General features: G+C 70.1%; 25 protein-coding genes and 2 pseudogenes. 9 read left to right on the forward strand and 18 right to left on the reverse strand.

All coding sequences use genetic code 11. From position 1 onward, the window contains the following. Positions 1–129 precede the first annotated feature (129 nt). The 3 genes and pseudogenes from ACF1A1_RS32650 to ACF1A1_RS32660 form a co-directional block, all read left to right on the forward strand. Complete coding sequence (locus ACF1A1_RS32650) at positions 130–3,060, forward strand: GH32 C-terminal domain-containing protein (RefSeq protein WP_392004685.1); 2,931 nt, start codon at positions 130–132, stop codon at positions 3,058–3,060. A 128-nt stretch (positions 3,061–3,188) separates the two neighbouring features. Next, positions 3,189–3,613, forward strand: a pseudogene (locus tag ACF1A1_RS32655) (PfkB family carbohydrate kinase); the annotation flags it as partial. Then, a pseudogene (locus tag ACF1A1_RS32660) lies at positions 3,598–3,813 on the forward strand (GH32 C-terminal domain-containing protein); the annotation flags it as partial. The pseudogenes ACF1A1_RS32655 and ACF1A1_RS32660, both read left to right, overlap by 16 nt. 160 nt (positions 3,814–3,973) lie before the next feature. Here ACF1A1_RS32660 and ACF1A1_RS32665 read toward each other — a convergent pair. Then, on the reverse strand, positions 3,974–4,639 hold the full coding sequence (locus ACF1A1_RS32665; RefSeq protein ID WP_392004687.1) for a DNA-binding response regulator: 666 nt from the start codon (positions 4,637–4,639) through the stop codon (positions 3,974–3,976). Positions 4,640–4,711: 72 nt separating this feature from the next. Here ACF1A1_RS32665 and ACF1A1_RS32670 point away from each other — a divergent pair, with 72 nt between their 5' ends. Together ACF1A1_RS32670 and ACF1A1_RS32675 are read left to right on the forward strand one after the other, a co-directional pair. After that, on the forward strand, positions 4,712–5,560 hold the full coding sequence (locus ACF1A1_RS32670; protein WP_392004689.1) for an oxidoreductase: 849 nt from the start codon (positions 4,712–4,714) through the stop codon (positions 5,558–5,560). A 42-nt stretch (positions 5,561–5,602) separates the two neighbouring features. After that, complete coding sequence (locus ACF1A1_RS32675; RefSeq protein ID WP_392004691.1) at positions 5,603–6,229, forward strand: NAD(P)-dependent oxidoreductase; 627 nt, start codon at positions 5,603–5,605, stop codon at positions 6,227–6,229. Here the strand turns inward: ACF1A1_RS32675 and ACF1A1_RS32680 are convergent. The 11 genes from ACF1A1_RS32680 to ACF1A1_RS32730 all read right to left on the reverse strand — a co-directional run bounded on the left by ACF1A1_RS32680 (position 6,219) and on the right by ACF1A1_RS32730 (position 15,904). Next, entirely contained in the window at positions 6,219–6,671 is a 453-nt protein-coding gene (locus tag ACF1A1_RS32680; RefSeq protein ID WP_392004693.1) for a hypothetical protein, read from the reverse strand. The genes ACF1A1_RS32675 and ACF1A1_RS32680 overlap by 11 nt on opposite strands. A 152-nt stretch (positions 6,672–6,823) precedes the next feature. Continuing rightward, entirely contained in the window at positions 6,824–7,858 is a 1,035-nt protein-coding gene (locus ACF1A1_RS32685) for a phosphotransferase family protein (protein ID WP_392004695.1), read from the reverse strand. Next, entirely contained in the window at positions 7,851–8,633 is a 783-nt protein-coding gene (locus tag ACF1A1_RS32690; protein ID WP_392004697.1) for an SDR family oxidoreductase, read from the reverse strand. The genes ACF1A1_RS32685 and ACF1A1_RS32690 overlap by 8 nt, the downstream gene beginning before the upstream one ends. 1 nt (position 8,634) lies before the next feature. Then, a complete protein-coding gene (locus ACF1A1_RS32695) occupies positions 8,635–9,864 on the reverse strand; it encodes an acyl-CoA dehydrogenase family protein (protein ID WP_392004699.1) in 1,230 nt (409 codons plus the stop codon). Beyond that, the gene (locus ACF1A1_RS32700; protein WP_392004700.1) at positions 9,851–10,663 is read right to left on the reverse strand and encodes an enoyl-CoA hydratase-related protein; all 813 of its coding nucleotides are present in this window, start codon (positions 10,661–10,663) and stop codon (positions 9,851–9,853) included. Before ACF1A1_RS32700 ends, ACF1A1_RS32695 begins: the two co-directional genes overlap by 14 nt. After that, complete coding sequence (locus ACF1A1_RS32705; protein WP_392004702.1) at positions 10,660–11,478, reverse strand: SDR family oxidoreductase; 819 nt, start codon at positions 11,476–11,478, stop codon at positions 10,660–10,662. Before ACF1A1_RS32705 ends, ACF1A1_RS32700 begins: the two co-directional genes overlap by 4 nt. Before the next feature lie 149 nt (positions 11,479–11,627). Further along, positions 11,628–12,323: a TetR/AcrR family transcriptional regulator gene (locus ACF1A1_RS32710; protein WP_392004704.1), complete on the reverse strand. Its 696-nt coding sequence runs from the start codon at positions 12,321–12,323 to the stop codon at positions 11,628–11,630. Between the two features lie 84 nt (positions 12,324–12,407). Then, on the reverse strand, positions 12,408–13,637 hold the full coding sequence (locus ACF1A1_RS32715) for an AMP-binding protein (RefSeq protein ID WP_392004706.1): 1,230 nt from the start codon (positions 13,635–13,637) through the stop codon (positions 12,408–12,410). Further along, positions 13,553–13,912 (reverse strand): AMP-binding protein, encoded by a 360-nt coding sequence (locus tag ACF1A1_RS32720; protein WP_392004708.1) that lies wholly within the window; start codon positions 13,910–13,912, stop codon positions 13,553–13,555. The genes ACF1A1_RS32715 and ACF1A1_RS32720 overlap by 85 nt, the downstream gene beginning before the upstream one ends. Before the next feature lie 160 nt (positions 13,913–14,072). Next, entirely contained in the window at positions 14,073–14,705 is a 633-nt protein-coding gene (locus ACF1A1_RS32725; RefSeq protein ID WP_392004710.1) for an HAD-IA family hydrolase, read from the reverse strand. Then, positions 14,705–15,904, reverse strand: a complete 1,200-nt coding sequence (locus ACF1A1_RS32730; protein WP_392004712.1) for an acetyl-CoA C-acyltransferase — start codon at positions 15,902–15,904, stop codon at positions 14,705–14,707. Before ACF1A1_RS32730 ends, ACF1A1_RS32725 begins: the two co-directional genes overlap by 1 nt. A 267-nt stretch (positions 15,905–16,171) precedes the next feature. Between ACF1A1_RS32730 and ACF1A1_RS32735 the strand changes: the two genes are divergently transcribed. After that, a complete protein-coding gene (locus ACF1A1_RS32735; protein ID WP_392004742.1) occupies positions 16,172–17,002 on the forward strand; it encodes an alpha/beta fold hydrolase in 831 nt (276 codons plus the stop codon). 59 nt (positions 17,003–17,061) lie between these two features. Further along, entirely contained in the window at positions 17,062–17,883 is an 822-nt protein-coding gene (locus tag ACF1A1_RS32740; protein ID WP_392004714.1) for a hypothetical protein, read from the forward strand. 150 nt (positions 17,884–18,033) lie between these two features. Here the strand turns inward: ACF1A1_RS32740 and ACF1A1_RS32745 are convergent, their stop codons facing one another. Continuing rightward, the gene (locus tag ACF1A1_RS32745; protein ID WP_392004716.1) at positions 18,034–18,549 is read right to left on the reverse strand and encodes a hypothetical protein; all 516 of its coding nucleotides are present in this window, start codon (positions 18,547–18,549) and stop codon (positions 18,034–18,036) included. 180 nt (positions 18,550–18,729) lie between these two features. Here ACF1A1_RS32745 and ACF1A1_RS32750 point away from each other — a divergent pair, with 180 nt between their 5' ends. Then, positions 18,730–19,971: a cytochrome P450 gene (locus ACF1A1_RS32750; protein ID WP_392004718.1), complete on the forward strand. Its 1,242-nt coding sequence runs from the start codon at positions 18,730–18,732 to the stop codon at positions 19,969–19,971. On the opposite strand, the gene ACF1A1_RS32755 is transcribed toward ACF1A1_RS32750, so the two are convergent. The 5 genes from ACF1A1_RS32755 to ACF1A1_RS32775 are packed head-to-tail and all read right to left on the reverse strand — an operon-like array spanning position 19,972 to position 24,064. Next, positions 19,972–21,330, reverse strand: coding sequence for a cytochrome P450 (locus ACF1A1_RS32755; RefSeq protein WP_392004720.1), 1,359 nt, complete (start codon positions 21,328–21,330; stop codon positions 19,972–19,974). It abuts the gene before it with no gap. Further along, the gene (locus tag ACF1A1_RS32760) at positions 21,327–21,965 is read right to left on the reverse strand and encodes an ATP/GTP-binding protein (RefSeq protein WP_392004722.1); all 639 of its coding nucleotides are present in this window, start codon (positions 21,963–21,965) and stop codon (positions 21,327–21,329) included. Before ACF1A1_RS32760 ends, ACF1A1_RS32755 begins: the two co-directional genes overlap by 4 nt. Next, complete coding sequence (locus tag ACF1A1_RS32765; protein WP_392004724.1) at positions 21,943–22,302, reverse strand: DUF742 domain-containing protein; 360 nt, start codon at positions 22,300–22,302, stop codon at positions 21,943–21,945. Before ACF1A1_RS32765 ends, ACF1A1_RS32760 begins: the two co-directional genes overlap by 23 nt. Next, complete coding sequence (locus tag ACF1A1_RS32770; protein ID WP_392004726.1) at positions 22,299–22,712, reverse strand: roadblock/LC7 domain-containing protein; 414 nt, start codon at positions 22,710–22,712, stop codon at positions 22,299–22,301. The genes ACF1A1_RS32765 and ACF1A1_RS32770 overlap by 4 nt, the downstream gene beginning before the upstream one ends. Next, a complete protein-coding gene (locus ACF1A1_RS32775) occupies positions 22,709–24,064 on the reverse strand; it encodes an ATP-binding protein (RefSeq protein ID WP_392004728.1) in 1,356 nt (451 codons plus the stop codon). The genes ACF1A1_RS32770 and ACF1A1_RS32775 overlap by 4 nt, the downstream gene beginning before the upstream one ends. A 283-nt stretch (positions 24,065–24,347) precedes the next feature. Between ACF1A1_RS32775 and ACF1A1_RS32780 the strand changes: the two genes are divergently transcribed. After that, the gene (locus ACF1A1_RS32780; RefSeq protein WP_392004730.1) at positions 24,348–25,304 is read left to right on the forward strand and encodes a helix-turn-helix domain-containing protein; all 957 of its coding nucleotides are present in this window, start codon (positions 24,348–24,350) and stop codon (positions 25,302–25,304) included. Positions 25,305–25,657: the final 353 nt, after the last annotated feature.

Raw genomic sequence — 25,657 nt, forward strand, 5'->3', positions numbered from 1 at the left:
GTAACACCCCGGTAAATCGCTGCGCGTTAGCCCTTGCATTAGCCGATACGGCACGCGAACGATGCCGAGCCACGTGGTTAAACCGATTTGGCACGGCCAAGCCCTGCCGCACCGTCCCAGGAGTCAGCCATGAGGAGAAGAACTGCCCTCACGATCGTGTCGGCCGCCGTGGGCGGCACGATCGTTCCGTTCTCGTTCGCTTCCGCCCCCGCCGCCGCGCGGAGCCGGGCACTGCCGGGGAGTCCCACCGCCCGCTGGGACTTCGACGAGCGTGCCGGCACGGTCACCCGCGAGGCGGTGTCCGGCACCGCCGACCCTGTCGGCTACGTCTTCAACGACGCCCGCTACAAGCCCGACAGCGACCCCCTACGACGCCGTGGAGTGCGCGGCCGGGCGCTGTACTTCGACGGCTACTCGACAGTCGTCACGGCCCAGGGCCCCGGCGACCTCGACCCCTCCGGCGGCATCACGCTCGACGTGTGGATCGCTCCCTACGCGTACGAGCACGGCATCGACGGCAAGCCCCAAGCGCTGGTCAACCAGCATGACCCCGACGCGAAGAGCGGATTCCTGCTCGGCCTGCGCCGCTTCGGACAGATCGTCTTCCAGCTCGGTTTCGGGGACGACCTGATCGAGGTCAAGGGCGCCCCGGACCAGCCGGCGGCCAAGAGCCGGTGGACGCATGTGGCGGCGACCTACGACCCGGCCGCCCGGCAGCTGCGCGTCTACCGCGACGGCCGGCTGATCGGCACAGCGACCACCCCGGACAAGGCCCCCGTACTCGCCCCGGACGAGCCGCTGCTCATCGGGCGGCACAACCGGTCCACGCTGCTCAACGGCGAGTTCCAGGCCAACATGTACATGGGGCTGATGGACAGTCTGGTCATCCGCCCGGGCACCCTGGACGATCCGACGGCGCGGCAGGAACACGCCGAGCAGGTCGCGGCTCTTCCCGGCCGTCGTGTGCCCCGGCCGGACCTCGCCCCGCAGCGGACCCGCTTCGACGGCGACCGGCACCGCCCCCAGTTCCACATGCTGCCGCCCTGGCACTGGATGAACGAGCCGCACGCGCCCGTGTACTTCAAGGGCAAGTACCACATCTTCTACCAGCACAACCCGCTGGGCCCCTTCTGGGGCCAGATCCACTGGGGGCACGCGGTCAGCACCGACATGGTGCACTGGCGAGACCTTCCCATCGCCCTCGCGCCCGCCGCGGACTCCGTCGGCCCGGACGGCTGCTGGTCGGGCTCGGCCTGTGTCGACGGCGACCGGGGCCCGGTCCTCTTCTTCACCGGCGGCGACGACCGGCTGCCCCACCGTCAGCGGACCGGGCTCGCCGTGTCGGCCTACCCGACCGACAAGGACACCGACCTGCCCGTCTGGACGATGAGGTCCGAGCCGGTCACCGAGGCCCCGGCAGGTCTCCCCGCCGGCCCCGGCACCGCGTGGGCGGAGAACTTCCGTGACCCGTTCGTCTGGGAGGAGGACGGCGTCTGGTACCAGCTGGTCGGCAGCGGCATCGTCGACTACGACGGCACGCAGGTCACCCGGAAGCACGGGGGAACCGCCCTCGTCCACACCGCCCGCAGGCCCGAGGGCCCGTGGACGTACCGCGGTCCCCTGCACCGGAACGACCTCGCCACGCAGCCGGAGCCCGGCGAGGTGTGGGAACTGCCCGTCCTCCTTCCGCTTCCCGGCCCCGGAGGCAGGCGCAGCGGCAAGCACATCCTGCTGATCAGCCCCTGGTGGGAGGGGTTCAACCCCGACGCCGTCAAGCACACCTACTACTGGATCGGCACCTTCGACAGGCGTGCGTGCCGCTTCGTGCCCGACCACGAAGAGCCCCGCGAGTTCGACTTCGGCGAGCACTTCACCGGCCCGTCCGGCTTCGTCACCCCCGACGGCCGGTCCGTGCTCTTCAGCATCGCCCAGGACCGCCGGAGCGAACAGCAGCACGCCCAGTCCGGCTGGGCACACAACGCCGGGATGCCCGTCAGCGTCTCGCTGCGCCGGGACGGCCGCCTCGGCGTCGAACCGATCACCGAGGCGGCCGGACTCCGTGGCGAGCGGCTCGCCGGAATCCGGCGCGCGTCGGTCGAGGAGGCGAACCGGCGACTCGCCGACGTCTCCGGCGACCTGCTGGACATCAGCGCCGTCATCGAGCCGCGCGGCGCCCGGACGATCACCCTGGCGGTCAGGGCCTGCGCCGACGGCACCGAGGAGACGCTGCTGTCCTACGACACGACCGAGCACCGCTTCCGGATCGACCGCGGCCGCTCCAGCCTCGACCCGGACGTACGCAAGGGCGTGCACGGAGGCACCGTCGAACTGGACGACGGGCGACTGCGACTGCGCGTCCTGCTCGACCGCTCCATGCTGGAGGCGTACATCAACGGGACCCACAGCCTCACCAGCCGCGTCTACCCCACGAGGAAGGACGCCACCGGCCTGCGGCTGACCGCCCGGGGAGGCGCCGCCGAGGTCCTGGAGCTGGACGTCTGGCGGATGAACCCCGCTTACGACACTCCCGTGGCCCCGGCCGCCTACGATCCGCCACGCCCGACGGACGTCGACGCCCTTCCCAACCACGACTTCGCCACCGGAGACCTCACCGGGTGGACCGTGGTCTCGGGTACGGCGTTCAGCGACGCCCATGTCACCACCCGCACCGACTGGGGCTGGGGCGGGCCGTTCTACCAGGCCGAGACCGAGGGCGACGCGGCCGGCCATCACCTGTGGGGTTTCCGACCCGACCAGGGCGACGAGGCCACCGGGGTGCTCCGCTCCGCCACCGTGGTCCTCGGCGGAGACGGCCTGATCGACCTGCTCGTCTCCGGCGGAAACGACCCCGCCCTGCTCTACGCGGCCGTCGTCCGCGCCGACGACGGCGAGATCCTGGCCAAGGCGACCGGCCGCGGGACCGAGCAGTACCGCCGCGTCGTCTTCGACCTGTCCGCCCACGTCGGTGAGCGGATCTACGTCGAGATCGTCGATCGGGCGACGGGCGGCTGGGGCCACATCAACGTGGACGACGTCAACGTTCCCGTCCGCCGGCAGTGACACCCGCCGCCCCGGCGGACGACGCCCCGCCCCCCTGCCGGGCCCGCTGATCCGCGGACCGCGGCAGGGCCGGTGGCGGCGGCCGCTGCCCCGACCGGCGGTGGGCGACTGGCACCGGACCACATCACGACGACCTCACCCTGCCCCTTCCCGACACCCCTCCCGAGCAGACTTGCGACACGTGGCACGCCGTCGGCGCGCGCCTCGTCGTCATCACCCGCGGCCGACACGGGGCCCTCGCCTCCCTCGACGGCCGCCACGTCACCGTCCCCCGCCCGACCTGTTGACGTCGTCGACACCGTCGGCGCAGGAGACTCCGCCCCCACCGGCCTGCTCCACGGCCTCGCCCCCCTCGGCCACCTCGGCGGCCCCCTCAGCCGATACCCACGCCACCGCCCGGCCGGCCGCCGCTTCGTCGAGGCGGTGCAGGAGAGCGAGTGCCCGCGCCTATCTGCTCAGCTGCTGTCGACTCGACGGGCTGCACCGCGAAGACCTCACCGACGCCCGCACGTTCGCCGCCCGCGTCACCGCCCTGACCTGCTCCGTCCCCGGCGATCAAGGGGGACAGCTCCACATCAGGCTGACACTCGAGCGCGGCAGCGCCGGCACCTTCGGTCTCGACGTGCTGCGCAGTCCGGGGACGAGGAGCGAACCCGCGTGTTCTACGACGCACTCGCCGGACAACTGGGAGTCGACCGAACGAGGTCCGGGAACAACTCCAGCGCCGAGCCGAACCTCGGTGTCCAGAAGGGGCCGACGCGTGCCCTCCCATCCGCCGACTCGCTCACACACGGACGAGAGGGCAGCGCGGGACACCGCTCATCCTTCGGGAGGCGCGCCGGGACGTCCTTGGTCGATCGTTGTGCCGGTCGCCGCGCTCACCTGCGCACCGTCTCATTCCGCGCCGTGTTGATCAGCTGCGGGTCAGGCCCAACTCCCCCGCACGTACCCCGGCTTGGAAACGTGAGGCCGCGCCGAGGCCGGCGAGCAGTTCGGCGACCCGGCGGCGGTAGGTGCGCAGCGACATGCCCAGTTCCCGTGCGGCTGCCTCGTCGGTGGCGCCGGAGCCCAGGGCGCGCAGGACCTTGGAGGTCTGGTCGTCGATGCGGGGCCGTCTCGCGTCGAGGACGGTGGTCAGGTCGGCGGCGCTTTCCCAGGCGGCTTCGAACAGCGCGTAGGCTCCGCCGATCAGGGCCGGCGAGGCACTCATGGTGTAGATGCGCGGGCCGTGAGCGGCCGGGGCGGAGGGCGCCGGGTCGGTGAGGATCATGGTGCGCCGGTCGATGATGACGGTTCCTTGCGGGAGCGGGGCAGTGGCGATCCGCACCTGGAAGCCAAGGGCAGCCATCTCCCGCAGGGCCTCCCGGTCGCGCTCGTCGGCGAGAGCCGCGAGGCTGTACAGCTTGCGTGCCTGGGGTGCCCTGCCGCGGCGCGCCTGGAGGCGGGCGGCCTCACGGGCTCGGGGCCAGGTGTCGAGGTCATGGGCGATATGGACCCATTCCACGTCGTCGGACTCCGTCAGGGGCTTGATCCGAGCCCAGAACTCGACATCACCGCGGAGCTCCATGACCTGTGGCATACGTCCATTGTGCCTTGGCAGCAAGGTGCCACGCGCTCGCAGGGATGGCACGCGCGTTGCAGGCTCGCGTCCATGAGCAACAGATTCCGCCTCGGTGGCGACCTGGATGTGAACCGGATGGGTCTCGGCGCCATGCGTCTGCCGTCCAAGGCCGGCATGTTCGGCGCCGCCCGTGATCCCGAGGTCGGCCGCGCCGTGCTGCGCCGGGCCATGGAGCTGGGTGCCGACCACATCGACACCGCCGACTTCTACGTCAGCGCCGGCGGTGCGGTGCGTGCGAACACCCTGATCCGCGAGACGTTGTTCCCCTACCCGTCCAACCTGGTGATCGCCACCAAGGTGGGGCACATCGTCGGGCAGGACGGCTTCACGCAGGGCACTGCCGCCGACATGCGCCGCCTGGTCGAGACCGACCTGGAAACCCTGGGGCTGGACTGCCTCGATCTGGTCTACCTGCGGATCGGAGCCATGTCGCCCCCGCACGGTGAGTCACTCGCCGCACGGTTCGCGGCACTGGCGGCGCTGCGCGAAGAGGGGCTGATCCGCCACCTCGGCATCAGCAACGTCGACGCCGGCCACCTCGCGGAGGCCCGCGCGATCGCCCCCGTCGTAGCCGTGCAGAACCACTACCACGCCGCCCAGCGTGACGACGCCGACCTGTTGGCGGCCTGCGAGGAGGCCGGTATCGCCTTCGTGCCGTTCTTTCCGATGGGGGGCGGTCGGGAACTCGACGACGAGCGGCTGGCCAGGGTGGCGGCCCGGCACGGTGCCACTGTTGGCCAGATCGGCCTGGCCTGGCTGCTGGCCTCCTCCCCGGTGACCCTCGCCATCCCGGGCACGGGGTCCCTTCCCCACCTGGAGGAGAACATGGCCGCCGCCGCGATCACCCTCACCGGGGAAGACCTGGCCGACCTCGCCTGAAAACCGGCTCGTCCCACTTCACAGACGAAGGATGCACATTCCATGAAGCTCTTGATCCTCGGTGCGACCGGCCCCACCGGTCGCCACGTCGTCGACCTCGCCACCGGGGCCGGTGACACGGTCACCGTCCTGGCCCGCAGGCCGCAGGCGCTGGACGACCTGGCAGACCGGGTCAACGTGGTCGCCGGAGACGCCACCTCGCACAACGACGTCGCGAAGGCCGTGATCGGGCAGGACGTCGTCATCTCGGCTCTCGGCAGGAGCACCTCCGTACGCGCCGACGACCTGTTCACCCGCGCCGCGACGGCCGTGATCGGTGCGGCCGAGGAAAACGGCGTATCCCGCCTGGTATGGCTGTCCTCGTTCGGCGTGGGTGACACCTACCGGTCGGCGAGCGCCGCGCAGAAGGTCATGTACCGCACGTTTCTCCGGAACATCTATGCGAACAAGGAGATCTCCGAGAAGGCGATCCGCTCCAGCGGCCTGGACTGGACGCTGGTCTACCCGACCATGCTGACCAAGGGCCCCGCCAAGGGCCGCTACCTCGTCGGCGAGCGCCTCCCGATGAAGGGCAACCCGACGATCAGCCGCGCGGACGTCGCCGACTTCATGTACAAGGCGGCCCACAGCCCCGAGTGGATCCACCGCGACGCCGTCATCACGGACTGACGAGTCCTGGTTCCCCCACCTCGCACAACTCCCTGCGCGACGGCGACCTGCCGACACGGCGCCGGCCGTCGCGGCGAGCACGTGGCAGCACGCGGGTGCGAGCGACGGAGGGGTCGGTGACCTCGTAGCTCTCCGCGGCGACCACCTTGGCGCCGCTGTCGGCGACGGCCTCCTTGAACCCGCCGAGCAGGTCCTTGCCGAAGTCGTCGTTCCGGAAGAGGACCGCGACCTTGGCCTTCGGCTTCTCGTCCTTCCGGCGCCGGCGGACGTCAGTGCGTTCGACTCCGCTGCCGCCTTCTCGCACGCTCGGCCTTGCGGGAACTGTGATCACCGTGGCCTCGGCCGCCAGGAAACCGTGCGCGATCATCAGCTTGATTCCACGTGAACCGCAGGTCACCACCACGGTCTTCCCGCTGTCATCGAACAGTGCGGCGGGGTTCACGACACCACCCCGATCAGCGCTGCCGCGCCCATGCCACCGCCGATGCACGTCTTCCCGATCAGCGTACGCGCCGTCGATACGAGGACTGCTTTCGTCCTCACAGCTCCTGGCTGTTTGTCTGAGTGCCCAAGTCCCGTGGGCGGACGAGAGGGTCAGATGCCTGCTGTGTCCGCGGCTTCGTGGGCCTTCGCCACCAGTGCGTCGATGCGCTCTGCGGTGGGGGTTCCGGACGCGGCCTTGTTCCGCGGTTCGTCCATCGCACGGCGCATCACGCCCTCCGCGATGATCGCGACCTTCCACAGGCCCATCGCGTGCCAGTAGCCCAACGCCGTCAGGTCGCGTCCCGACACCGCCGAGTAGGCCGCCACGAGTTCCTCGCGGGTCGGGAAGCCGTCGAGAGCGGTCGCGGCGAAGTCGCCCAAGGCGTTCTCACCCTTGGCCGGCCAGTAGGCCAGCAGGCTGCCCAGGTCCGCCAGCGGATCCCCCAGCGTCGACAGTTCCCAGTCGAGCACCGCGGTCACCTCCCCGGTGTCGTAGGAGGTGATGACGTTGCGCAGATGGAAGTCGCCGTGCACGAGCGTCAGTTCGCGCTGCTCGGGGGCGGCCGCGACAAGGCGCCCGGTGAGATCCTCCAGGGCGGGCAGCTCGCGAGTCCTGGACCTCGCCCACTGGGCCGACCACCGCTTGAGCTGACGCTGCGCATACGGCTTGTGGCCGGCCAGACCGGTCAGCCCGGTCACCTCGAGATCGACCGCGTGGATCTTCGCCAGCGTCTGCGGCAACGACATCCCGATCGCCCGACGGCGCTCGGGCGTCAACGATTGTGCGATCGACATCCTGTCGACGACCTGGCCGTCCACGAACTCCATGAGCAGCAACGGGGAGTCGGTCACGGCGGGATCATCGGTCACCCCGAGCACCCGCGGAGTCGGGACTGCGGTGCCCTCCAGGGCGCTGAGAATCCGCGCCTCGCGGGCCACGTCGTGCGCCGACGCCAACAGGCGACCCAGCGGCGGGCGCCGCAGCACCCACCTACGGCCGGCCTGGTCGCGTACGAGATACGTCAGATTCGATTGGCCCAGCCCGATCCGTTCGAAGGCCACGGGCCCGTCGAAGTCGACGCCGAGGGTCTCGAACCAGCGGCTCACCGCCCCGGCGTCGATTCCGACGATGTCCGCACTAGCCACCGATGCCCGCTTCCTGCCTGAACGGGAGCGCTTCACCGAGGAGTTGACCGCCGTCGATGACCATCGTCTCGCCGGTGATCCAGCTCGCGGCGTCCGAGACGAGGAAGGCGACCGCGGAGGCGATGTCGGCGGGCTCCCCGATGCGGCCCAGCGCCACCAAGGCGGACACCTCCTCCTCATGCTCCTTCCACAGAGCCTCGGCCAGCTTCGTGCGCACCACACCCGGTGCCACCGCGTTGACTCGGATCTTCGGCGAGAGTTCCAGGGCGAGTTGCCTGGTGAGGTGGATCAGTGCGGCCTTCGAGGCGTTGTACAGCCCGATGTTCGCCTCGGAGGCCATGCCACCCACCGACGCGGTGTTGACGACCGCCCCGCCGTGCTCGCCCATCCAGGCCCGCGTGGCCAGACCCGTCCACAGGACGGGCGCCCACAGGTTCACGTCGAAGGTCTTCGCGAACCGGCTGTGGTCCTGGTCGATGACCGGCCCGAAGGCCGGGTTGGTCCCCGCGTTGTTGATGAGGATGTCCAGGCTGCCGAAGCGCCCGAGCGTCAGCTCCACACAGCGCCGGGCCGCCTCTTCGTCTACCGCGTGCGCCCCGACGCCGACCGCTGTGCCCTTGACCTGGGCCGCGGCGGCGTCGGCCGCCTCCTGGGAGCGGGAGGTGAGGACGACGTTTCCGCCGGCCTCCGCGATGGCCTGGGCGATGGCCAGCCCGATGCCGCGCGAGGCCCCGGTGACGACGGCAGTGCGACCGGTGAGATCGAGTCCTGCCATCTCAGCTCACCGCCGCCGTCGCCGCCTCGGGGTACTGCCGCAGTTCCTGCTTGGCGATGGCTCGCTTGTGGACCTCGTCGGGACCGTCCGCCAGCCGCAGCGTGCGCAGATGCGCGTACATCATCGCCAGGGGGAAGTCGTCGGTCACTCCCGCTCCCCCGTGCACCTGGATTGCGCGGTCGATGATCTTCAACGCGATGTTCGGGGCGGCTACCTTGATGGCCGCGATCTCGGTGCGCGCTTCCTTGTTCCCGACCGTGTCCATCAGGTACGCGGCCTTGAGTGTGAGCAGGCGGATCATCTCGATGTCGATCCGCGATTCCGCGATCCAGTCCTGGATGTTGGACCGTTCGGCGACCGGACTGCCGAAGGTCACCCGTGACTGTGCGCGCCGGCACATCAGTTCCAGCGCCCGCTCGGCCGCGCCGATGGCCCGCATGCAGTGGTGGATACGACCGGGACCGAGCCGGGCCTGGCTGATCGCGAAACCCTCACCCTCACCCTTGAGGAGGTCCTGGGCCGGCACCCGGACATTCTCGAAGATGATCTCCGCATGGCCCTCACGGTCCGCGTACCCGAACACCGGGAGGTTGCGGACCACGGTGACGCCGGGGGCGTCGATCGGGACGACCATCATCGACTGCTGGCGATGCGGGGCCGCCGTGGGGTCGGTCTTGCCCATTACGATGAGCACCTTGCAGTTCTTGTGCATCGCGTTCGAGGCGAACCACTTGCGGCCGTTGACCACGTACCCGTCGCCGTCGCGCTCCATCCGCAGCTCGATGTTGGTGGCGTCGGAGCTGGCGACACGCGGCTCGGTCATCGCGAAGGCCGAGGCCATCGTCCCGTCGAGCAGGGGCTTGAGGTACTTCTCCTTGTGTTCGTCGGTGCCGAACAGCGTGAGCACCTCCATGTTGCCGGTGTCGGGCGCGTTGCAGTTGCACGCCTCGGAGGCGATGTGGCTGCGGCCCATGATCTCCGCCAGGGGCGCGTACTCGAGGTTCGTCAGACCGGGGCCCCACTCGGGGTGCGGGTGGAAGAGGTTCCACAGTCCACGCCTGCGCGCCTCCGCCTTGAGCTCTTCGAGGATCGGCGGGTGGAAGTGCGGGTCGCCCGACTCGCGCATCTGCTCGTCGTACACCGCCTCGGCGGGGTAGATGCGCTCATCCATGAACTCGAGCAGATCCGCGCGGTACTTCCTGGCACGGTCCGACATCTCAAACAGGGACATCCGAACTCCTGACGGGTAGGGAGGGAAAGTTGGGCGGGCGCTTGTCCAGGTGGCTGGCCACGCCTTCGACGACGTCGGACCCGCGGAAGGCCTGGAACATGAGGCCTTCCGCCAGGGTCACGGAATGGGAGTAGGTGCCGTCCGCGTCGTTGCTCAGTTGGCTCTTGATGGTGGCCATGGAGGCCGGAGAGCAGCGCCTCGCCAGATCGGTGGCGTATGCGACAGCGGCATCGACCACGCTGCCGGTGGGGACCAGATGGTCGAGGAGTCCGATACGGAAGGCCTCCTCGGCATCCATCATGCGACTCGACAGCAGCAGATCCGTTGCCCGGCTGTGCCCCACCAGCCGTGGCAACAGCCAGGAGATCCCGTATTCGGCGATCAGCCCGCGTTGCGCGAATGCCGTGGTGAACCGGGCCGAGGGCGAGCCGAAGCGAAGGTCACAGTAGAGCGCCTCCACCATGCCCAGGCCGGCGGCCACCCCGTTGATCGCTCCGATCAGCGGTTTTCGCAGGGTCAGCGGCAGGTCCCGCGGGCGTCGCGGTGTCCTGTCGGCCTCGGAGACCTCGCCGATCGCCTGCAGCCGTTGCAGGTCGGCTCCGGCGCAGAATCCGCGCCCCGCGCCGGTGACCACGACGGCGCGTACGTCCGGGTCGTCCTCGGCGGCGTCGAGCAGGCCGAAATAGCGGTCCTCGAGTTCGTCGGTCCAGGCGTTCAGCTTGGCGGGCCGGTTGAACGTGAGCACCAGCACCGGCCCTCGGCGGTCGGCGAGGACGAGCTCGCCCAGCGCGCCGGTCATGCCTGCGCCGGCAGGGTGCTCTGGTAGCGGCGCATTCCGCGCAGCCACCGGTCGTAGTCCGAGCCCTTCTGCCGGTACATCTCGAGAACGTCTTCGTGCGGCAGGATCAGGAAGCGCTCGTCCTCGATCGCGGTCAGGACGGAGTCGGCGACTTCGGTCGGCTCCAGGACGTCACCGGCGGAGGTGACGGCCCGCGTCGCGGCCCTTCCCAGCGCGTCCCCGGAGTCCTCTCCCGAGGACAGCATCCTGGTGTTCACACCCATCGGGCACAGACAGCTGACCCGGACCCCGCGATCGCCGTAGGTGACGCTCAGCCATTCCGCGAAAGCGACGGCCGCGTGCTTGGTGACCGCGTATGTGGCGGAGCCGATCTGGGTGAGCAGGCCGGCCGCCGAGGCGGTGCTGACGAAGTAGCCCTCACCGCGCTCGAGCCATCGCGGCAGCAGCAGCTTGGCCGCACGGATGTGGGCGCGCAGGTTCACCTCGATCGAGAGATCCCAGTCCTGTTCGGTCGCGTCGAGGCCGGCTGCCCCTGCGATGCCCGCGTTCGCGAAGTAGAGGTCGACCGGGCCGAACGCGGTCTCCCCCAGGTCGATCAGCTCCTCGATCCGGGCGGTGTCCGACACGTCCGCGCCGGTGCTGACGGTGCTTCCCGGATGGTCGGCGTTGACTGTCTCCGACACCGCCCGCGCGGCCTCCGCGTCGAGATCTGCGACGACCACCCGGGCACCCTCGCGAGCGAGCCGCGCGACCAGCGCGCTGCCGATGCCGCCACCCCCACCGGTGACGATGGCGACTCTTTGTGCAACGTTCACGGCAACCCTCTCCGTTGACGGGGCGTGCGATGCGTCTGCGTCCCACTTGTATAATTGAATCCGACGTCAAGTTCAAGATCTGCCCGCACGGAACCCCATGAAGAAAGCCGCCCAACCCCAGGGGTGTGAGCGGCTACCGGACAGGCGGATCAGCGGTGGCCGGGGAACCGGAGAGCGTTCGCCCAGAGCCGGGTGACCGTGGCCACGAGCTCCTCGAAGTCCACCGGCGTACCTTCTTCCTCCTGCCCTTCACTGCGCACGAAGGCGTTGTAGGCCATGACGCTGACCATGCCCGACAGTGCCCGGGACGCCATCATCGGATCGACCTCACGGTCTGCGACGCCCCGCGCCTGCAGGTCGGCGATACCGCGGGCGTTACGGCGGATGAACGCGTCCCCGCGTCGCCTTCGGAACTCACGGAACTCCGGCTCCACTTGGGCCACCTGCTCCAGCAGTGCCATCAGCTTCGCGTTCCGCTTGTATGCCGCGAGATAGGCGCGGTTGCTCGCCTCGAGCACCGCATAGGGATCGTCTGTGCCCTCCACCCGGCCCATGCCGGGGTGCATCATGTCCTCCTGTGCCTCCAGGAGGACGGCGGCGAGCACCTCTTCCTTGTTGGAGAAGTAGGTGTAGAAGGACCCCGCTGCGCACCGAGCCTCTTTGGTGATGTCGGTCAGGCGGGTGTCGAGGTAGCCGTCCCGTTCGAACACCTTGCGCGCGGCCTTCACCAAAGCGGCCCGTGTCCGCGCCCCGCGCTGCGTCGTGGGCGGCTCGCGAAGGTGCGAGAAGGGCGCCACGGGCGGTGCCTTCTCGCTGTCGATCTCCTCGGGCGCACTGGTGTCCATCCCCAGGACTTTACTTGAATCCGACGCCATGGTCACAAACCCCCAAGGGGCAGCGGGGCCGATTGATGTCCGGATCTCCGAGGCTCATCGGTGACCGGCGGCAACGTCGCCGGGCGCGGTGTCGCGGGTCAGAGCGCTACGGTCGATGGACCGCTTGAGGATCTTCCCCGTCGGGCCCTTGGGCAGCGCGTCGACGAACCGGACGATGCGCGGGACCTTGTAGGCGGACAGCCGCTCGCGCGCCCAACTGGACACCTCGGCGGCACCGAGTTCCGAACCGGGTCGGGCCGCGATGAGCGCGGCGACCTCCTCGCCGTAGTGGTCGTCGGGCACGCCGATGACGGCCGCCTCGACGATGTCGGGATGCTCGTAGAGCACTTCCTCGACCTCACCGGGGTAGACGTTGTAGCCGCCGCGGATGATCAGGTCCTTGAGGCGGTCGACGATGCGCAGGTCGCCGTCCGTGTCGGTTTCGCCGAGGTCGCCGGTCTGGAACCAGCCGTCGGGTGAGATCGCCGCGGCGGTGTCCGCGGGGCGGTTCCAGTAACCCCGCATGACCGTGGGCCCCTTGATGTGGACCTCGCCGACGGTGCCCGGCGGGCACTCGTTGCCGTCACTGCCGCGCACCTGCACCTGCGGCCCCGGGACCGCCCGGCCGGTGTACCCGGTCCTGCCACCGCGGTCGATGTCGTTGAACGTGCCGAACGCGGTGGTCTCGGTGAGCCCGTACCCCTCCAGGATGGTGCAGCCGAAGCGGGCCTCGAAGGCGCGGGCGATCTCGCCGGGCAGCGACGCACCGCCGGAGACGGCGACGCGGAGCCGGGCGAAGTCCGCCGGGCTCGCATCACCCGCCGCGTGCAGCATCGCGTTCCACATGGTCGGCACGCCGGCCATGATGGTGAGCCGGTCGCGGCGCAGCATCTCCAGCACCGCCGCAGGGTCGAACCGGGCGAGCAACGACATCGAGCCACCCGCGGTCAGGGCCGCCATCAGAACCGATGCCTGGCCGAACACGTGAAACAGCGGGAGTCCGGTGCCAATGCGGTCGGCGCTCGAGGCGCGGCTGCACTCGGCGCCGATCTCGCCGGCGGACAGCAGGTTGCGGACGGTGAGTTGAGCCCCCTTCGGCCGCCCTGTCGTACCCGAGGTGTAGAGGATGGCCACGGTCTCGTCACGGTCCCGGTCGACGACGTCGGCAGGGGTCGCGCCGGTGACCGACGCTCCCGGGGTCAGCGTCCAGAAGGGTACGCCGAGTGCCGTGGCCGCCTCGGCGACAGCGGGCCGAGGGCGTGCCAGGCGATCGCCGACGAACACGCGGCGTCGCCGAGAACATATTCGACCTCGGCACGGGTGGACATGGTGTTGACCGGCACCACGACGCAGCCCGCCGCCTGGATCCCGAGGTAGGCCACCACGAACTCGGGCACCGACGGCGCTGCGAGCAGCACCCGGTCCCCGGGGGACAGGCCCGCGGCGGTCAACGCACCCGCGTATCCCACGCTCGCGTCGTGCAGCTGACGGTAGGTCCACTCATCCGTGCCGCCGCGCAGGGCGATGTTGTCGGGGGTGGCGGCCGCGTGGCGGCGCACAGGATCGAAGACGCTGGTCAGGAGTGGTGCCTTCCAGGGGTGTGAGCTGGTGGCGGTACAGGTTTCGCCCTCGCCGATCGGTGGAGTTGGCCCGGCCTCCCCGTCAAGTCCTCTGCCGGGGCGGCCGGATGACGCGCCTCACTGCGCCCGATGCGATCGGTCAGGTGGTGATACGGAAGCGTTCGGCGAGTTGGCGGCGGGTGTCGGCGGCACTGGTGTGCAGCACTCCTCCGATGCCGATCCGCGCCGCTCCGTCGAGGTTCTGCTGCAGATCGTCGATCATGACCGCCTCCTCGGGCGCGACACCGAGGCGTTCACATGCGATCGCGTAGATCCGTCGGGAAGGCTTGCGGATGCCGACCGCGGAGGAGATGACGACCACATCGGCGACGGTGGCGAGGTCGATGCCGTCGTAGGTCCCGGTTCCGAACGAATTGGACACCAGCGCAACGGGACAGCCGGCGGCTCGAAGATCAGCCAGCAGCGCAAGCATGTCCTGGTCGATCGACATGCCCGCTTGCATCCGTGCCGTGAGCCCCTCGGCCGGGACGTCGGCGCCGTGGGCACGGAGACGCTCGGCGAATCCGCGCTCGAATGCCTCGGCGTCGATACGGCCGCACTCGTGGTCGGCCAGGAGGGTGCGTGAGGGCTGGTCCCGGGCGAGGAGGTCCAGCGGCAGGCGCGGGTCGCCGCCGAGCGAGGCGCCGAAGTCGGTGAAAGCCCGCAGCACACTGGAGGTGATGACCCCGCCGAAGTCCACCAGGACCGCGGTTCGGTCCTTCTCCCCCTCCATCAGACGACCTCGAACAGTGCGGCCGCGCCCATTCCGCCGCCGACACACATCGAGATCACCACGTACCGGACACCTCGGCGCTTACCCTCGATGAGGGCATGCCCCACCAGGCGGGCGCCGGTCATTCCGTAAGGATGGCCGACCGAGATCGCGCCGCCGTTGACGTTGAAGCACTCCGGGTCGATCTTGAGTTCATCGCGGCAGTACAGGGCCTGGGAGGCGAACGCCTCGTTGAGTTCCCACAGGCCGATGTCGTCGATGGTGAGGTTGTGCTGCTTCAGCAGCTTCGGGATGGCGAACACCGGGCCGATGCCCATCTCGTCCGGTGCGCAACCGGCGACGGTCATACCCCGGTAGACGCCCAGCGGTTCCAGACCGCGGCGCTCGGCCTCCTTCGACTCCATCAACACCGACGCCGAAGCCCCGTCCGACAGTTGCGAGGAGTTGCCCGCCGTCACGCTGGAGTGCGCGCTCACCTGACCGTCGGGCAGTACCGGCGCCAGCCCGGCCAGGCCGTCGAGGGTCGTCGAAGCGCGGTTGCCCTCGTCCCGGGCCAGGGTGACCTCCTCGTCGCGCACTTCCCCGGACTGCTTGTCGAGGACCTTCTTGACACTGGTGAGCGGGACGATCTCCTGGTCGAACAGGCCGGCCTCCTGGGCCGCCGCGGTGCGCTGTTGTGACAGCAGCGCGAACTCGTCCTGACGTTCCCGGCCCACGCCGTAGCGTTCGGCGACGATCTCCGCCGTCTGCAGCATCGGCATGTAGATGCTCGGCTTGTGCTCGATCAGCCAGGGATCCGTCATGCGGTGGGTGTTCATGTGGTCGTTCTGCACCAGGGAGATCGACTCGACGCCGCCGCCGACAGCGACCTGCATGCCGTCCGTGACGATCTGCTTGGCGGCCGTCGCGATGGCCATCAGGCCCGACGAACACTGCCGGTCGATGGTCATCCCTGACGCCGTGTCCGGAAGTCCTGCGCGCAGGGCGGCCTGACGCGCGACGTTGAAACCGGCGGACCCCTGCTGCACGGCGCAGCCGAAGACGACGTCCTCGACCTCTCCTCCCTCGAGCCCGGCGCGCCGAACCGCGTGTGAGAGTGCATGCGCGGCGAGTTCCTGCGCCTGGGTGTCGTTGAACGCGCCGCGGTAGGCCTTTCCGATCGGCGTCCGTGCCGTCGAAACGATGACTGCTTCCCTCATGTCGCCTCACTGCTTCCTGTTGGTCCGGTTCGTCCGGGAGCTTCGGGGTCCACACTCCAAGCTCCGCACGCCGAGCTCGATGCCGGTGGGCGGGGCCGAAGCGCCGTCTGGGGCGCTGTGAGTGGTCAGGGGTCGGCCTCCCGACCCGGTTATAGTTGAAGTCGGCGTCATGTTCAACCATGCTCCCGCCTCCCGGGGCCTTGACAGGCCGCCTCCCCGGCTGAAGGCTACCGACCAGTCGGTATGAGGGGAGGGATCGTGACCGAGCTGAAGATCTCCACTGCTGCGGGCGTCTTCGACGCGATCGTCTCGGGCCCGCGCGAAGGCCGCCCGGTACTCCTGCTGCACGGCTTCCCGCAGACCGGAGCGGTATGGCGGGAGCAGATCGAGGCGCTGGCCGCCCACGGCTGTCGGGTGGTGGCTCCCGACCAACGTGGTTACTCCCCCGGCGCCCGCCCTCAGCGGCCCGAGGAGTACCGCATCGGCCTTCTCGTCGACGACGTGGCCGCGATCACCGAGGAACTGGGCTGGTCGGCGTTCGACCTGGTCGGCCACGACTGGGGAGGTGCGGTGGCCTGGTGGACCGCGCACGCCCACCCCGGCCGCGTGCGCACCCTGACGGTCGTCTCGACCCCGCACCCCGGCGCGCTGGCCACCACCCTGCGCACCGATCAGGATCAGCGGGAACGCTCGCGCTACATGATCGACTGGCGCGAAGCACCCGCGACCGAAGAGCGCATGCTCGCCCACGACGCCCAGGAGCTACGCGCCTTCTACGCCGGGAAGGTCCCGCGGGACAGTGCCGAGGGTTACGTACGGCGCCTGTCCCAGCCAGGCGCTCTCACCGCGGCGCTGAACTGGTATCGGGCCGGCCGTCCCGACAGCGCGATCGGCGTCATCGACGTGCCCACCCTGTACGTCTGGAGCACGGAGGACAGCGCGTTCGGCCCGGCGGCCGCAGAGGAGACCGGGCGGTGGGTGAACGGGCCGTACCGGTTCGAGACCCTCCAGGGCGTCAGCCACTGGATCCCCGAGGAAGCACCCGAAACGCTGAGCCGCCTGCTGCTCGACCATCTGCGCACGCACGGCGAGCGGTGAGGCGAGTACTGAACCGCAGCAATACCACCAAGTTCGTCGGCTCCCTGAAAGGTGATCCCGTGAAGACAGCGCGCGCGGCCTGGCGCCGCCTTGAGCCCCTGCACGCCATGATCTACTTCGTCCCCGAGGGACGGCGACGGTACAGGGACCTCGGCCTGAGCGGCCGCACCGGGTACTTCACCTCCCGGAGCGCCGCGTTCGGCCGGGCGTCCGCCGAACTGGTCATCTCGACCTTCTACAACTTCAATCCCGGTCTCGTACGGCAGGCGGTCGACGGGGCCTGGGACGCGACGACGCCACAGCAGGTGCTGGAGGCGCGGTACGCCGCCGCGGGCGAGGCCCTGCGGCGGGCGGGAATCCACGAGCTGCCCGCTCTGGACGAGGTCCTGGCGCTGGCCCGCAGGGCCGCCGAGGCCGCCTGCGAACATCCCCAGGGCCGCCCGCTGTTCGCCGCGCACGCCGCCCTGCCCTGGCCGGAGGAACCGGTGCTGCAGCTGTGGCACGCCCAGACGCTGCTCCGGGAGTTCCGTGGAGACGGGCACGTCGCGTGCTTGCTGAGCGAGGGCGTCGGGGGCTTGGAGTCCCTGGTCCTGCACGCTGCCACCGGTGACGTTCCCGTCGACTTCCTCAAGATGAGCCGCGCGTGGCCCGAGGAGGAGTGGGCCGACACCGAGGAGCGCCTGCGCGAGCGAGGCCTTCTCGACGGTGACTCCCTCAGCGCGGAAGGCGTACACCTGCGCCGGCACATCGAGGATCGCACCGACCGCCTGGCCCTTCCCGCCTACGCCGCCTTGGGCGACAGCGGCTGCGAACGTCTCGCCGAACTCGCGAGCCCCATCGGCCGCGCCGTCGTCGACGCCGGCCTCCTCGCGTTCGACTGACCGGGCGCGGGCCATGACCACGAGGTCGCCGGCCTCCCGTGGTGGGCACCGTACGGACGCTCTCACCGACCGGTAGGTACCGAAGTCCGAGGTTCTCAGCCGAGCGTCCGGACGACGTGGTGGTGACCTCGTCCGCGTTGGAGTAGACCTTCAGCCCGGTGGTGGCATCGGTTCGCTGGGTCCAGTGGCGGCTGGTGATGTAGCGGGTCGGGGAGCCGCCAGGTGCCGAGCAACCCCGAGAACACCGAGCAGTACCGCCTCCTGTTCGCCGCCCCCGGACCCGTACGCCTGGAGGGCCGTGCGGAGGGCGGAGTGCAGGCGGTGCGTGTTCGTCCACTCCCGGTCCCGTGACGGAGGGATCTGCCAGCACAGATCCGGGCTCAGGACGCGGTGGAGCGGAGGGATCACCACGTGGCTGCCCCGGCCGAGGACACGCACCTGCGGGAGGTTCCAGTCGGCTGCGGATCCGGGAGGAACCAGCCAGTACAGGCGCCCGCCGAAGCCGCCGTCCCTGATCACGGCCCCCGTCTCGTCGCCGAGGTGCCGGAGTACGTCGATCCCGAGGTTGAGCGGCACGCGTACGGCGTCCCACCAACCACCCGCGGCCACGGCCCGCACCTCGACACTGCCCGGTTGCATCCACCACGGCGGTCTGCCGACTGTCATCACCCTCACCGGTTTTCCGATCCGACATCCGACCGTAAGGCGGAAGCGCACCGCCGACTTGCCCCCGGGCGCAGAGAAGTTGTCCCCGTGCGCAGCGCGCGCCGACCGCTCTGGCCCGGACACACTACGTCCAAGTAGCTTTACCGGTCGTATTGGTGTGCGAGCTCCAAGGAGACTCTCATGGAACGCCCCCGCCCCTTAGTGATCGACCCGGCCGGCCGCGACATCCACGGCGAGGCCGCCCGAATCCGCGAGCGGGGACCGGTGACCCCCGTCGAACTGCCCGACGGCGTCCATGCCTGGGCCGTCAGCAGCCCCGACCTCCTCAAGCGCCTGCTCACCGACCCACGCGTCTCCAAGGACCCGCGCCGGCACTGGACTCAGTGGATCAACGGCGAGATCGCCCCGGAATGGCCGCTGTTCACCTGGGTCGCGGTGCAGAACATGTTCACCGCCTACGGAGGCGAGCACAAACGGCTGCGTTCCCTGGTCTCCAAGGCCTTCACCGCACGCCGTACCGCGGCGCTCCGGCCTCGTATCGAGGAGATCGCCGCGACCCTGCTGGACCGCATCGAGGAGGCCGGGCGGCAGGGTCAAGTCGTCGATCTGCGCGAGGAGTTCTGCTATCCCCTGCCCATCCGGGTGATCAGCGAACTCCTCGGCCTGCCCGAGGAACAAGGTGCGGAGCTACGGGCCGTCGTGGACGGCGTCTTCCACACCTCCGCCACCCCGGAGGAAGTCACCCACAACTACGCACGGTTCTACGCGGCGCTGGGCGAACTCGTCGCCCTCAAACGGCGGTCGCCGGGCGACGACCTGACCTCGGCGCTCATCGCAGCCCGCGACGACGGCGACACCCGGTTGAGCGAGCAGGAACTGCTCGACACCTTGGTGCTCATGATCAGCGCCGGCCATGAGACCACGGTCAACCTGATGGACAACGCCATCCATCTCCTGCTGACCCATCCGGACCAACTCGCCCACGTCCGCTCCGGCCGCGTCTTGTGGGAGGACGTGGTCGAGGAGGCGCTGCGCGTGGAGGCGCCCGTCGCCGGCCTGCCGCTGCGATACGCCGTCGAGGACCTCAAGATGAGCGAGTTCGGCGGCCCGGAGGGGGTGGTGATCGGCAAGGGCGAGGCCATCCTCGCCGCGTACGCGGCCGCCGGGCGTCACCCCGGGAAGTACGGCGAGGACGCCGACCGTTTCGACGTCACCCGCATCGACAAGGAGCACCTGTCCTTCGGGCATGGCGTGCACTTCTGCCTGGGTGCTCCGCTGGGGCGGCTCGAGGCCCACATCGCGCTGCGGGCGCTCTTCGACTGCTTCCCCGGACTCCGACTCGCCGTGTCCAACGACGAGTTGGAGCCGGTCGACTCCTTCATCTCCAACGGTCACCGCTCCCTTCCGGTGCGCCTCGCCTGATCACTCGCCACGCCACCACGCCAGCAGCCGCGCGGCCCATCCGCGCCGCACGCGGCCGCCCTCCGGCACCTCCGACGGCTGGGGCGTCGGCGCGGACCGCTCGACGGGCGGCTCGTCACCGACGGTGAGCGGGGTGACGGTGGACGGCGGGAACCTCACCGGCAGCGCGGCCAGCGCACGGTGGAAGGGGCCCGGCCGCCAGGTCAATTCTTCGACGGGCACGGCTAGTTCGATGTCGGGAAGCCGGTCGAGCAGCTTCTCCACGGCCACCGCCGCGATCAGCCGGGCCGGACTCTGCGCCGGGCAATTGTGCGGGCCCGCGCTCCACGCCAAGTGGGCGCGGTTGCCCGCACGCTGATCCACCGTCAGGGAGGGGTCGGTGTTCGCCGCGGCGAGACTGACCACGAGCGGGTGCCCAGCGCGCAGTACCACCCCTTCGTACACGACGTCGTGGATCGGGTAGTGCACGGCGTAGTTGGCCATGGGCGGGTCGGTCCACAGCACCTCGTCGAGGGCGTCCTCCACCGGCAGACTGCCGCCCGAGAGGCTGCCCGCGAACCGGTCGTCGGACAGCAGCAGCCGCAGGCTGTTGGCGATCAGGTTCTGCTGGGGCTCGGTGCCCGCGCCCATGAGCAGGACGAGGCTGTGCACCATCTCCTCGTCGGTGAGCCCTGCGGGATGGTCCATGAGCCAGGACGTCACGTCCGGACCGGGCTGCCGGCGCTTCAGCGTGACGAGGTCCAGCAGCGTCGTCGCGAGCAGTTCGTTCGCCTTCTCGGCATCCACTCCGTCGAAGATCCCGGACATTCCCTGCACCAGCCGCTCTCCGTAGTCGTCCGGGCAGCCGAACAGACGGTTGAACACCAGCAGGGGAAGCACCTGGGCGTACTCGCCGAGCAGATCGGCCTGCCCGGCCGGGGCGATGCGGTCGATGAGGGTGTCCGCGCTCGCCTCGACATAGCCGCGCAGGGTGGCGGGGTCGACCCGGGCCAGGCTGTCCGTGATCGCCCCACGCAGTCTGCGGTGTTCCGCGCCGTCGGTCCACAGCGCGTTCGGCCGGTACATCATCATCGGCACGACCGGGCTGTCCAGGGGGACGGTGCCGTCCGCCAGGTCCTGCCAGCGGCGGGGGTCCTTGGAGAACGTCTCGGTGCTGCGCAGGACGTGCAGGGCGGCGTCGTATCCGACGACGAGCGAGGCCCGCACGCCGGGTGCCAGCTCGACCGGCGCGATCGGGCCGACCGCGCGCAGCCGCCGGTACACGGCCACCGGGTCGGCGGCGAACTCGGGCCCGTACAGGGACTCGTGTGCGGGGCAGCCCGGCGGCGGGAAGGGCGGTACGGGGGATGCGGAGGTCACGCGTGCTCCAAGAGGCCGTTGGGGGTTCCCCCGCTCGGGTCAGGCCGAGAGTGGGAGAGGGTCAGGAGATACTCGACGAGATGGATGAGAGCCTCTGTGGACGAGACCCGGTCGCGGGCGTCGCAGCGGACGAGGGGTGTTTCGGGCAGCAGGTCGAGGGCCTCGCGCACCTCGTCGAGCTCGTACGCGGGAGCGTCGTGGAACTGGTTGAGGGCGACTGCGTACGGCAGTCCGTGCTCCTCCAGTACGCCCATGACCTCGAACGACTGGCTGAGGCGGCGGGTGTCGGCGAGGACGAGCGCCCCGAGCGCGCCCTGGGTCATGTCCTGCCACAGCCGGGTGAAGCGCTGCTGACCCGGGGTTCCGAAGAGGTAGAGCACCAGGCGGTCGTTGAGGGTGAGCCGGCCGAAGTCGAGGGCGACCGTGGTGGTCGTCTTGTCCCGCGTACCGGCCAGGTCGTCGACGAGGGCGCCGGCCTCGGTCATGACCTCCTCGGTGCGCAGGGGACGGATCTCGGAGAGCGTGCCGACGAACGTGGTCTTGCCGACCGCGAAGTGGCCCACGATCAACAGCTTGACCGCGGTCTGGACACTGGGCCGCAGGTAGACGTCGTCAGAGGCGGGCGCGGAGTCCATCGAGCACCTCCTGGAGGATTCGGGCGTCGGTCGGCCGGGCGGCGGGAATCGGCGCGTGGGTGACGATGTGACCGCTGTCCATGAGGTCGGCGATCAGCACTCTGGCCACGCCCACCGGCAGCGACAGATGGCCGGCCACCTCGGCGACGGACAGCGCTCCGGGCCGGCACAGCTCCATGAGCCTGCGCTTTTCCGGGTTGAGACCAATCAGTGGCAGATCGCCGGTCGCGATCAGCAGGGTGACGAGGTCCAGGGTGTTGCGGGTGGGGTGGGCGCGGCCGTCCGTGATGACGTACGACCGCACCAGCCGGTCTGCGGGGCGGCGCCGGGGGGTCATGCCGGGCTGCCGGTGTCCTGCCGGGCGGGGCTGGTCAGCTCCTTGCCGAGCCGGTCGACGAGTTTGTGCATGCGGTAGGTGACCGCCTCCATGTCGACGTCCTCGCCGGTGGAGACCGCGAGGTAGGCGCCCTCGCCGGCGGCGACCAGGAAGACGTAGCCGTGCGCGAACTCGATCAGGGTCTGCCGCCACGGGGTATGCGGGGTGCCGCAGAACTCGGCCGTGCTGCGGCTGATCGACTGGACGCCGGACAGGCCGGCGGCCAGCCGTTCGGCATCGTCCCGGTCGATGTCCTTCGAGAAGGCGCGGAGCATGCCGTCGGCGGAGAGCAGGATCGCGTGGCGTGCCTGCGGGACCTTCAGCACCTCGTCCAGCATCCAGCCCAGCTCGTTGCTGGTGGGCCCGGTCATTCGTGGCTGTTCCCTTCGTGTTCGTCACGGGTGTGCTGGGCGGCCCGGCCGGTGCGGGTGCCGCGTGCGAAGGCGCCCATGCGCCGGGCGTTCTCCTCGGCCGAGCGGCCGCCGACCTCGTCGGCCGGTTCGGGCTCCGCGGCCGGTTGCCGTGCGGTGCGGCGACGGCGCCTGGGCAGACCTCCCGGCGTGGTCGCTGCCGCCGGTTCGGTACCGGGCTCGGATTCGGGGGCGGCAGGATCGTCGGTGGGTGCCGTGCCGGGCGAGGGCGCCTGCGCAGGAGAGAGTGCGGGCGCGGCGGCGGACGTGGGCGCAGCCGGTGCGGCCGACGGCACAGGTGCCTGGACGGCGGCGTCCAGGTGCGTGAGCAGGGCAGTCGGCAGGAACACCACAGCGCGTACACCGCCGTACGGAGAGAGCGTGTCGACGGACACGCTGAAGCCGTAGCGCTGGGTGAGCGCCCCGATGACGGCGAAGCCGAAGCGGGGCGGGTCACCGAGCCGGGTGATGTCCACCGCGTGTGCGCCGGCGAGCAGCTCGGCAGCGTGCTCGGCCGCCGGGGCGTCCATGCCGACCCCGGCGTCGTCGATCACCACGCAGGCGCCGTTGTGCACCGTCTGGACGGTGACCTCGACCATCGTGCCCGGCTGTGAGTGACGTGCCGCGTTGTCGAGCAGTTCGGCGACCGCGAGCACCACCGGTTCGACCGCCCGGCTCCGCACAGCGATGTCGACCTCGCCGTTGATGCGGATGCGCCGGTAGTCACGGATGCGGGAAGTGGCGCCACGTACGACCTCGACGAACGCGGAGGTGGCGCGCTGGCGGCCCGGCCACGAGCCGCACAGCACGGCGATGGCCTGGGCACGGCGGCCGAACTGGGCGTTGGCGTGGTCGACTTCCAGCAGGTCGCGCAGCACGCCGGGGTCGTCGTGCCGGTCCTGCATCTCGGCGATGGACACCTGCTGTTCATTGGCCAGGGCCTGGAGGGAGCGCATCGACGCCTTCAGGGCGGCCTTCGCCGACTGGTCGGCACGCGACCGGGCGTGCTCGACCGCGCCGGCGAACCGTTCCAGGACACCGTCGAGGCATTTCGCGAACTCCGTGTCGGCAAGGCGGTCGTCGAGCATGCCGACGGCCGGAACCTGCTGGTGGGACGCGTCCTCCAGGGCCGGCAGCCGGACCGAGACGAGGTGCCGGAGTTCCTCGTCCCGTGCCCGCAGGCCGTCCCTCAGTTCGGCGTTCCGTCTGCGCTGCCGTGCGGTGATGCCGCGTTCGCGCACCATCAGCACGCCGACGGCGAACAGGCCCACGGCCAGGCACCAGAACACCGCCTCCGGTATCCGTTCCGTCATCAAGTCCTCACAGCTGGTGGCGAGTCGACGAGCGCACGACGGTAGTGCCGCATCCGCAGGTCCTCTTGTCCGTGCGCGCAGAGAAGTTGCCGTGGCACGCAGGCGCGTGCGTGGAACCGGCCGATCGCGACGAGCTTGCCCCTGGCGTAGGCCAATGAGGCCGGGACGAGTTCCGGAAACCGATTGCTAATCCCTAGTCTTCGCCGAGTGACAGCCCGCGGAGACCAGGGAGCTCCGGGCTGCTCTCACGGCCGTCGGGACACGTCACAGCAGAGGGGATGGGTTGCCCACGGGAAGCTACGTCGTGGAGACGACGAGGACCGCCGAGGTCGAAGCACGTGAGCAGACCGATCTGTGGAGTGAGCGCGTCGCGGCATACCAGACCCGGATGGACTACAGGTTCACCCGCGCCGAGGTCTTCCGCGGCGAGATGGTCCGGCAGCGCAGTGACACCTACCAGGTCGTCACGTGGGACAGCGACCAGATCGAGTACGCCCGTACACCCGGCCTGATCCGCCAGATGCCGGACCCCGACTACCGGCTGCTCTTCCCGCTCTCCGGCGAAGTGCAGCTGCGGCAGGACGACCGGGAGGTGCGGCTGACGCCTGGCACGGGCAGCTTGATCACACTCGGTGCGCCCTTCGAGATCCTGCACGGCGCGTCCCTGCGCGGTGTCATCATGTCGATCCCGGCGCAGGCCATCGACGGCCCGCTGAACCGGAAGGCACCGCTGGCCACCGGGCTCGATCTGGCCAAGGGGCTGGGCCGCGTGGTGCACTCCGTTGTGCGCAGCCTGAACCAGGAGCGCGACCACCTCGACGCCCCGCAGTTCGACGCCGTCTGTGACCGCGTCGTGGAACTGCTCTGCATGCTCGCCTGCGGCGACGACCGTCCCGACGCACCGGGGCATCTGAGGGAGGTCGAGGCGGTGGTCCGCCGCTACGTGCGCGATCACGCGGCCGACCCCGACCTGTCCGGCAACTCCATTGCCCGCGCCCTCGGCTGGTCCCTGCGCCAGATCCAGCTCGCGCTCCAGCACGCGGGTACCACGCCCCGCGACCTGATCCGCGAGGAGCGCCTGCGGCTGGTCCGCGAGCGTCTCCTGTGCGCCGACTGCGAGCACATGACCATCACGGATGTGGCGTACTCCTCCGGCTTCTCCTCGGGCAGCGCCATGAGCACGGCCTTCCGCCGACGCTTCGGGGTGAGCCCCCGCGAGATGCGTCACAAGGCCCGCTGATCCGGCACCCACCGGGTCGGCCTACGGGACCTCAACGGCCACACGGCACCCAAACCGTGCGCGCCGCCCTGCCCGACACGGTTTGACGTAATCCGGTGAAACGTCGGCAAGCCAGAGACGCAGTGACATCGTCGGATTCGGTGCGTCGTCCATCACCTCGAAGCACCACGCCATGCACCCCCAGACGGCCTGGGCGGCGACACCATGAGCACCCCCTCACCGACGGTCAGCGGCGGCCCGGGCGGAATCGGCCGTGTCGTGGCCGAGCGGCTTGCCCAGCAGGCGGCGCACACGGTCCCGGGTAGGCGCGATCGTCAACTTCTCGACCTGTGTGGTCCGCACCCGGCTGCCGA

This window comes from Streptomyces sp. NPDC014995 (genome assembly GCF_043080745.1).
Taxonomy (GTDB): domain Bacteria; phylum Actinomycetota; class Actinomycetes; order Streptomycetales; family Streptomycetaceae; genus Streptomyces.

Bases quoted from the DNA above. Each gene is read 5' to 3' on its own strand.
- ACF1A1_RS32700 (WP_392004700.1), bottom strand. From the start codon at position 10,663: ATGACCGGCGCGCTGGGCGAGCTCGTCCTCGCCGACCGCCGAGGGCCG.
- ACF1A1_RS32770 (WP_392004726.1), bottom strand. From the start codon at position 22,712: ATGACCGGGCCCACCAGCAACGAGCTGGGCTGGATGCTGGACGAGGTG.
- ACF1A1_RS32730 (WP_392004712.1), bottom strand. From the start codon at position 15,904: ATGAGGGAAGCAGTCATCGTTTCGACGGCACGGACGCCGATCGGAAAG.
- ACF1A1_RS32775 (WP_392004728.1), bottom strand. From the start codon at position 24,064: ATGACGGAACGGATACCGGAGGCGGTGTTCTGGTGCCTGGCCGTGGGC.
- ACF1A1_RS32710 (WP_392004704.1), bottom strand. From the start codon at position 12,323: ATGGACACCAGTGCGCCCGAGGAGATCGACAGCGAGAAGGCACCGCCC.
- ACF1A1_RS32690 (WP_392004697.1), bottom strand. From the start codon at position 8,633: ATGGCAGGACTCGATCTCACCGGTCGCACTGCCGTCGTCACCGGGGCC.
- ACF1A1_RS32725 (WP_392004710.1), bottom strand. From the start codon at position 14,705: ATGGAGGGGGAGAAGGACCGAACCGCGGTCCTGGTGGACTTCGGCGGG.
- ACF1A1_RS32745 (WP_392004716.1), bottom strand. From the start codon at position 18,549: ATGACAGTCGGCAGACCGCCGTGGTGGATGCAACCGGGCAGTGTCGAG.
- ACF1A1_RS32670 (WP_392004689.1), top strand. From the start codon at position 4,712: ATGAGCAACAGATTCCGCCTCGGTGGCGACCTGGATGTGAACCGGATG.
- ACF1A1_RS32665 (WP_392004687.1), bottom strand. From the start codon at position 4,639: ATGCCACAGGTCATGGAGCTCCGCGGTGATGTCGAGTTCTGGGCTCGG.
- ACF1A1_RS32765 (WP_392004724.1), bottom strand. From the start codon at position 22,302: ATGACCCCCCGGCGCCGCCCCGCAGACCGGCTGGTGCGGTCGTACGTC.
- ACF1A1_RS32760 (WP_392004722.1), bottom strand. From the start codon at position 21,965: ATGGACTCCGCGCCCGCCTCTGACGACGTCTACCTGCGGCCCAGTGTC.
- ACF1A1_RS32750 (WP_392004718.1), top strand. From the start codon at position 18,730: ATGGAACGCCCCCGCCCCTTAGTGATCGACCCGGCCGGCCGCGACATC.
- ACF1A1_RS32695 (WP_392004699.1), bottom strand. From the start codon at position 9,864: ATGTCCCTGTTTGAGATGTCGGACCGTGCCAGGAAGTACCGCGCGGAT.
- ACF1A1_RS32675 (WP_392004691.1), top strand. From the start codon at position 5,603: ATGAAGCTCTTGATCCTCGGTGCGACCGGCCCCACCGGTCGCCACGTC.
- ACF1A1_RS32650 (WP_392004685.1), top strand. From the start codon at position 130: ATGAGGAGAAGAACTGCCCTCACGATCGTGTCGGCCGCCGTGGGCGGC.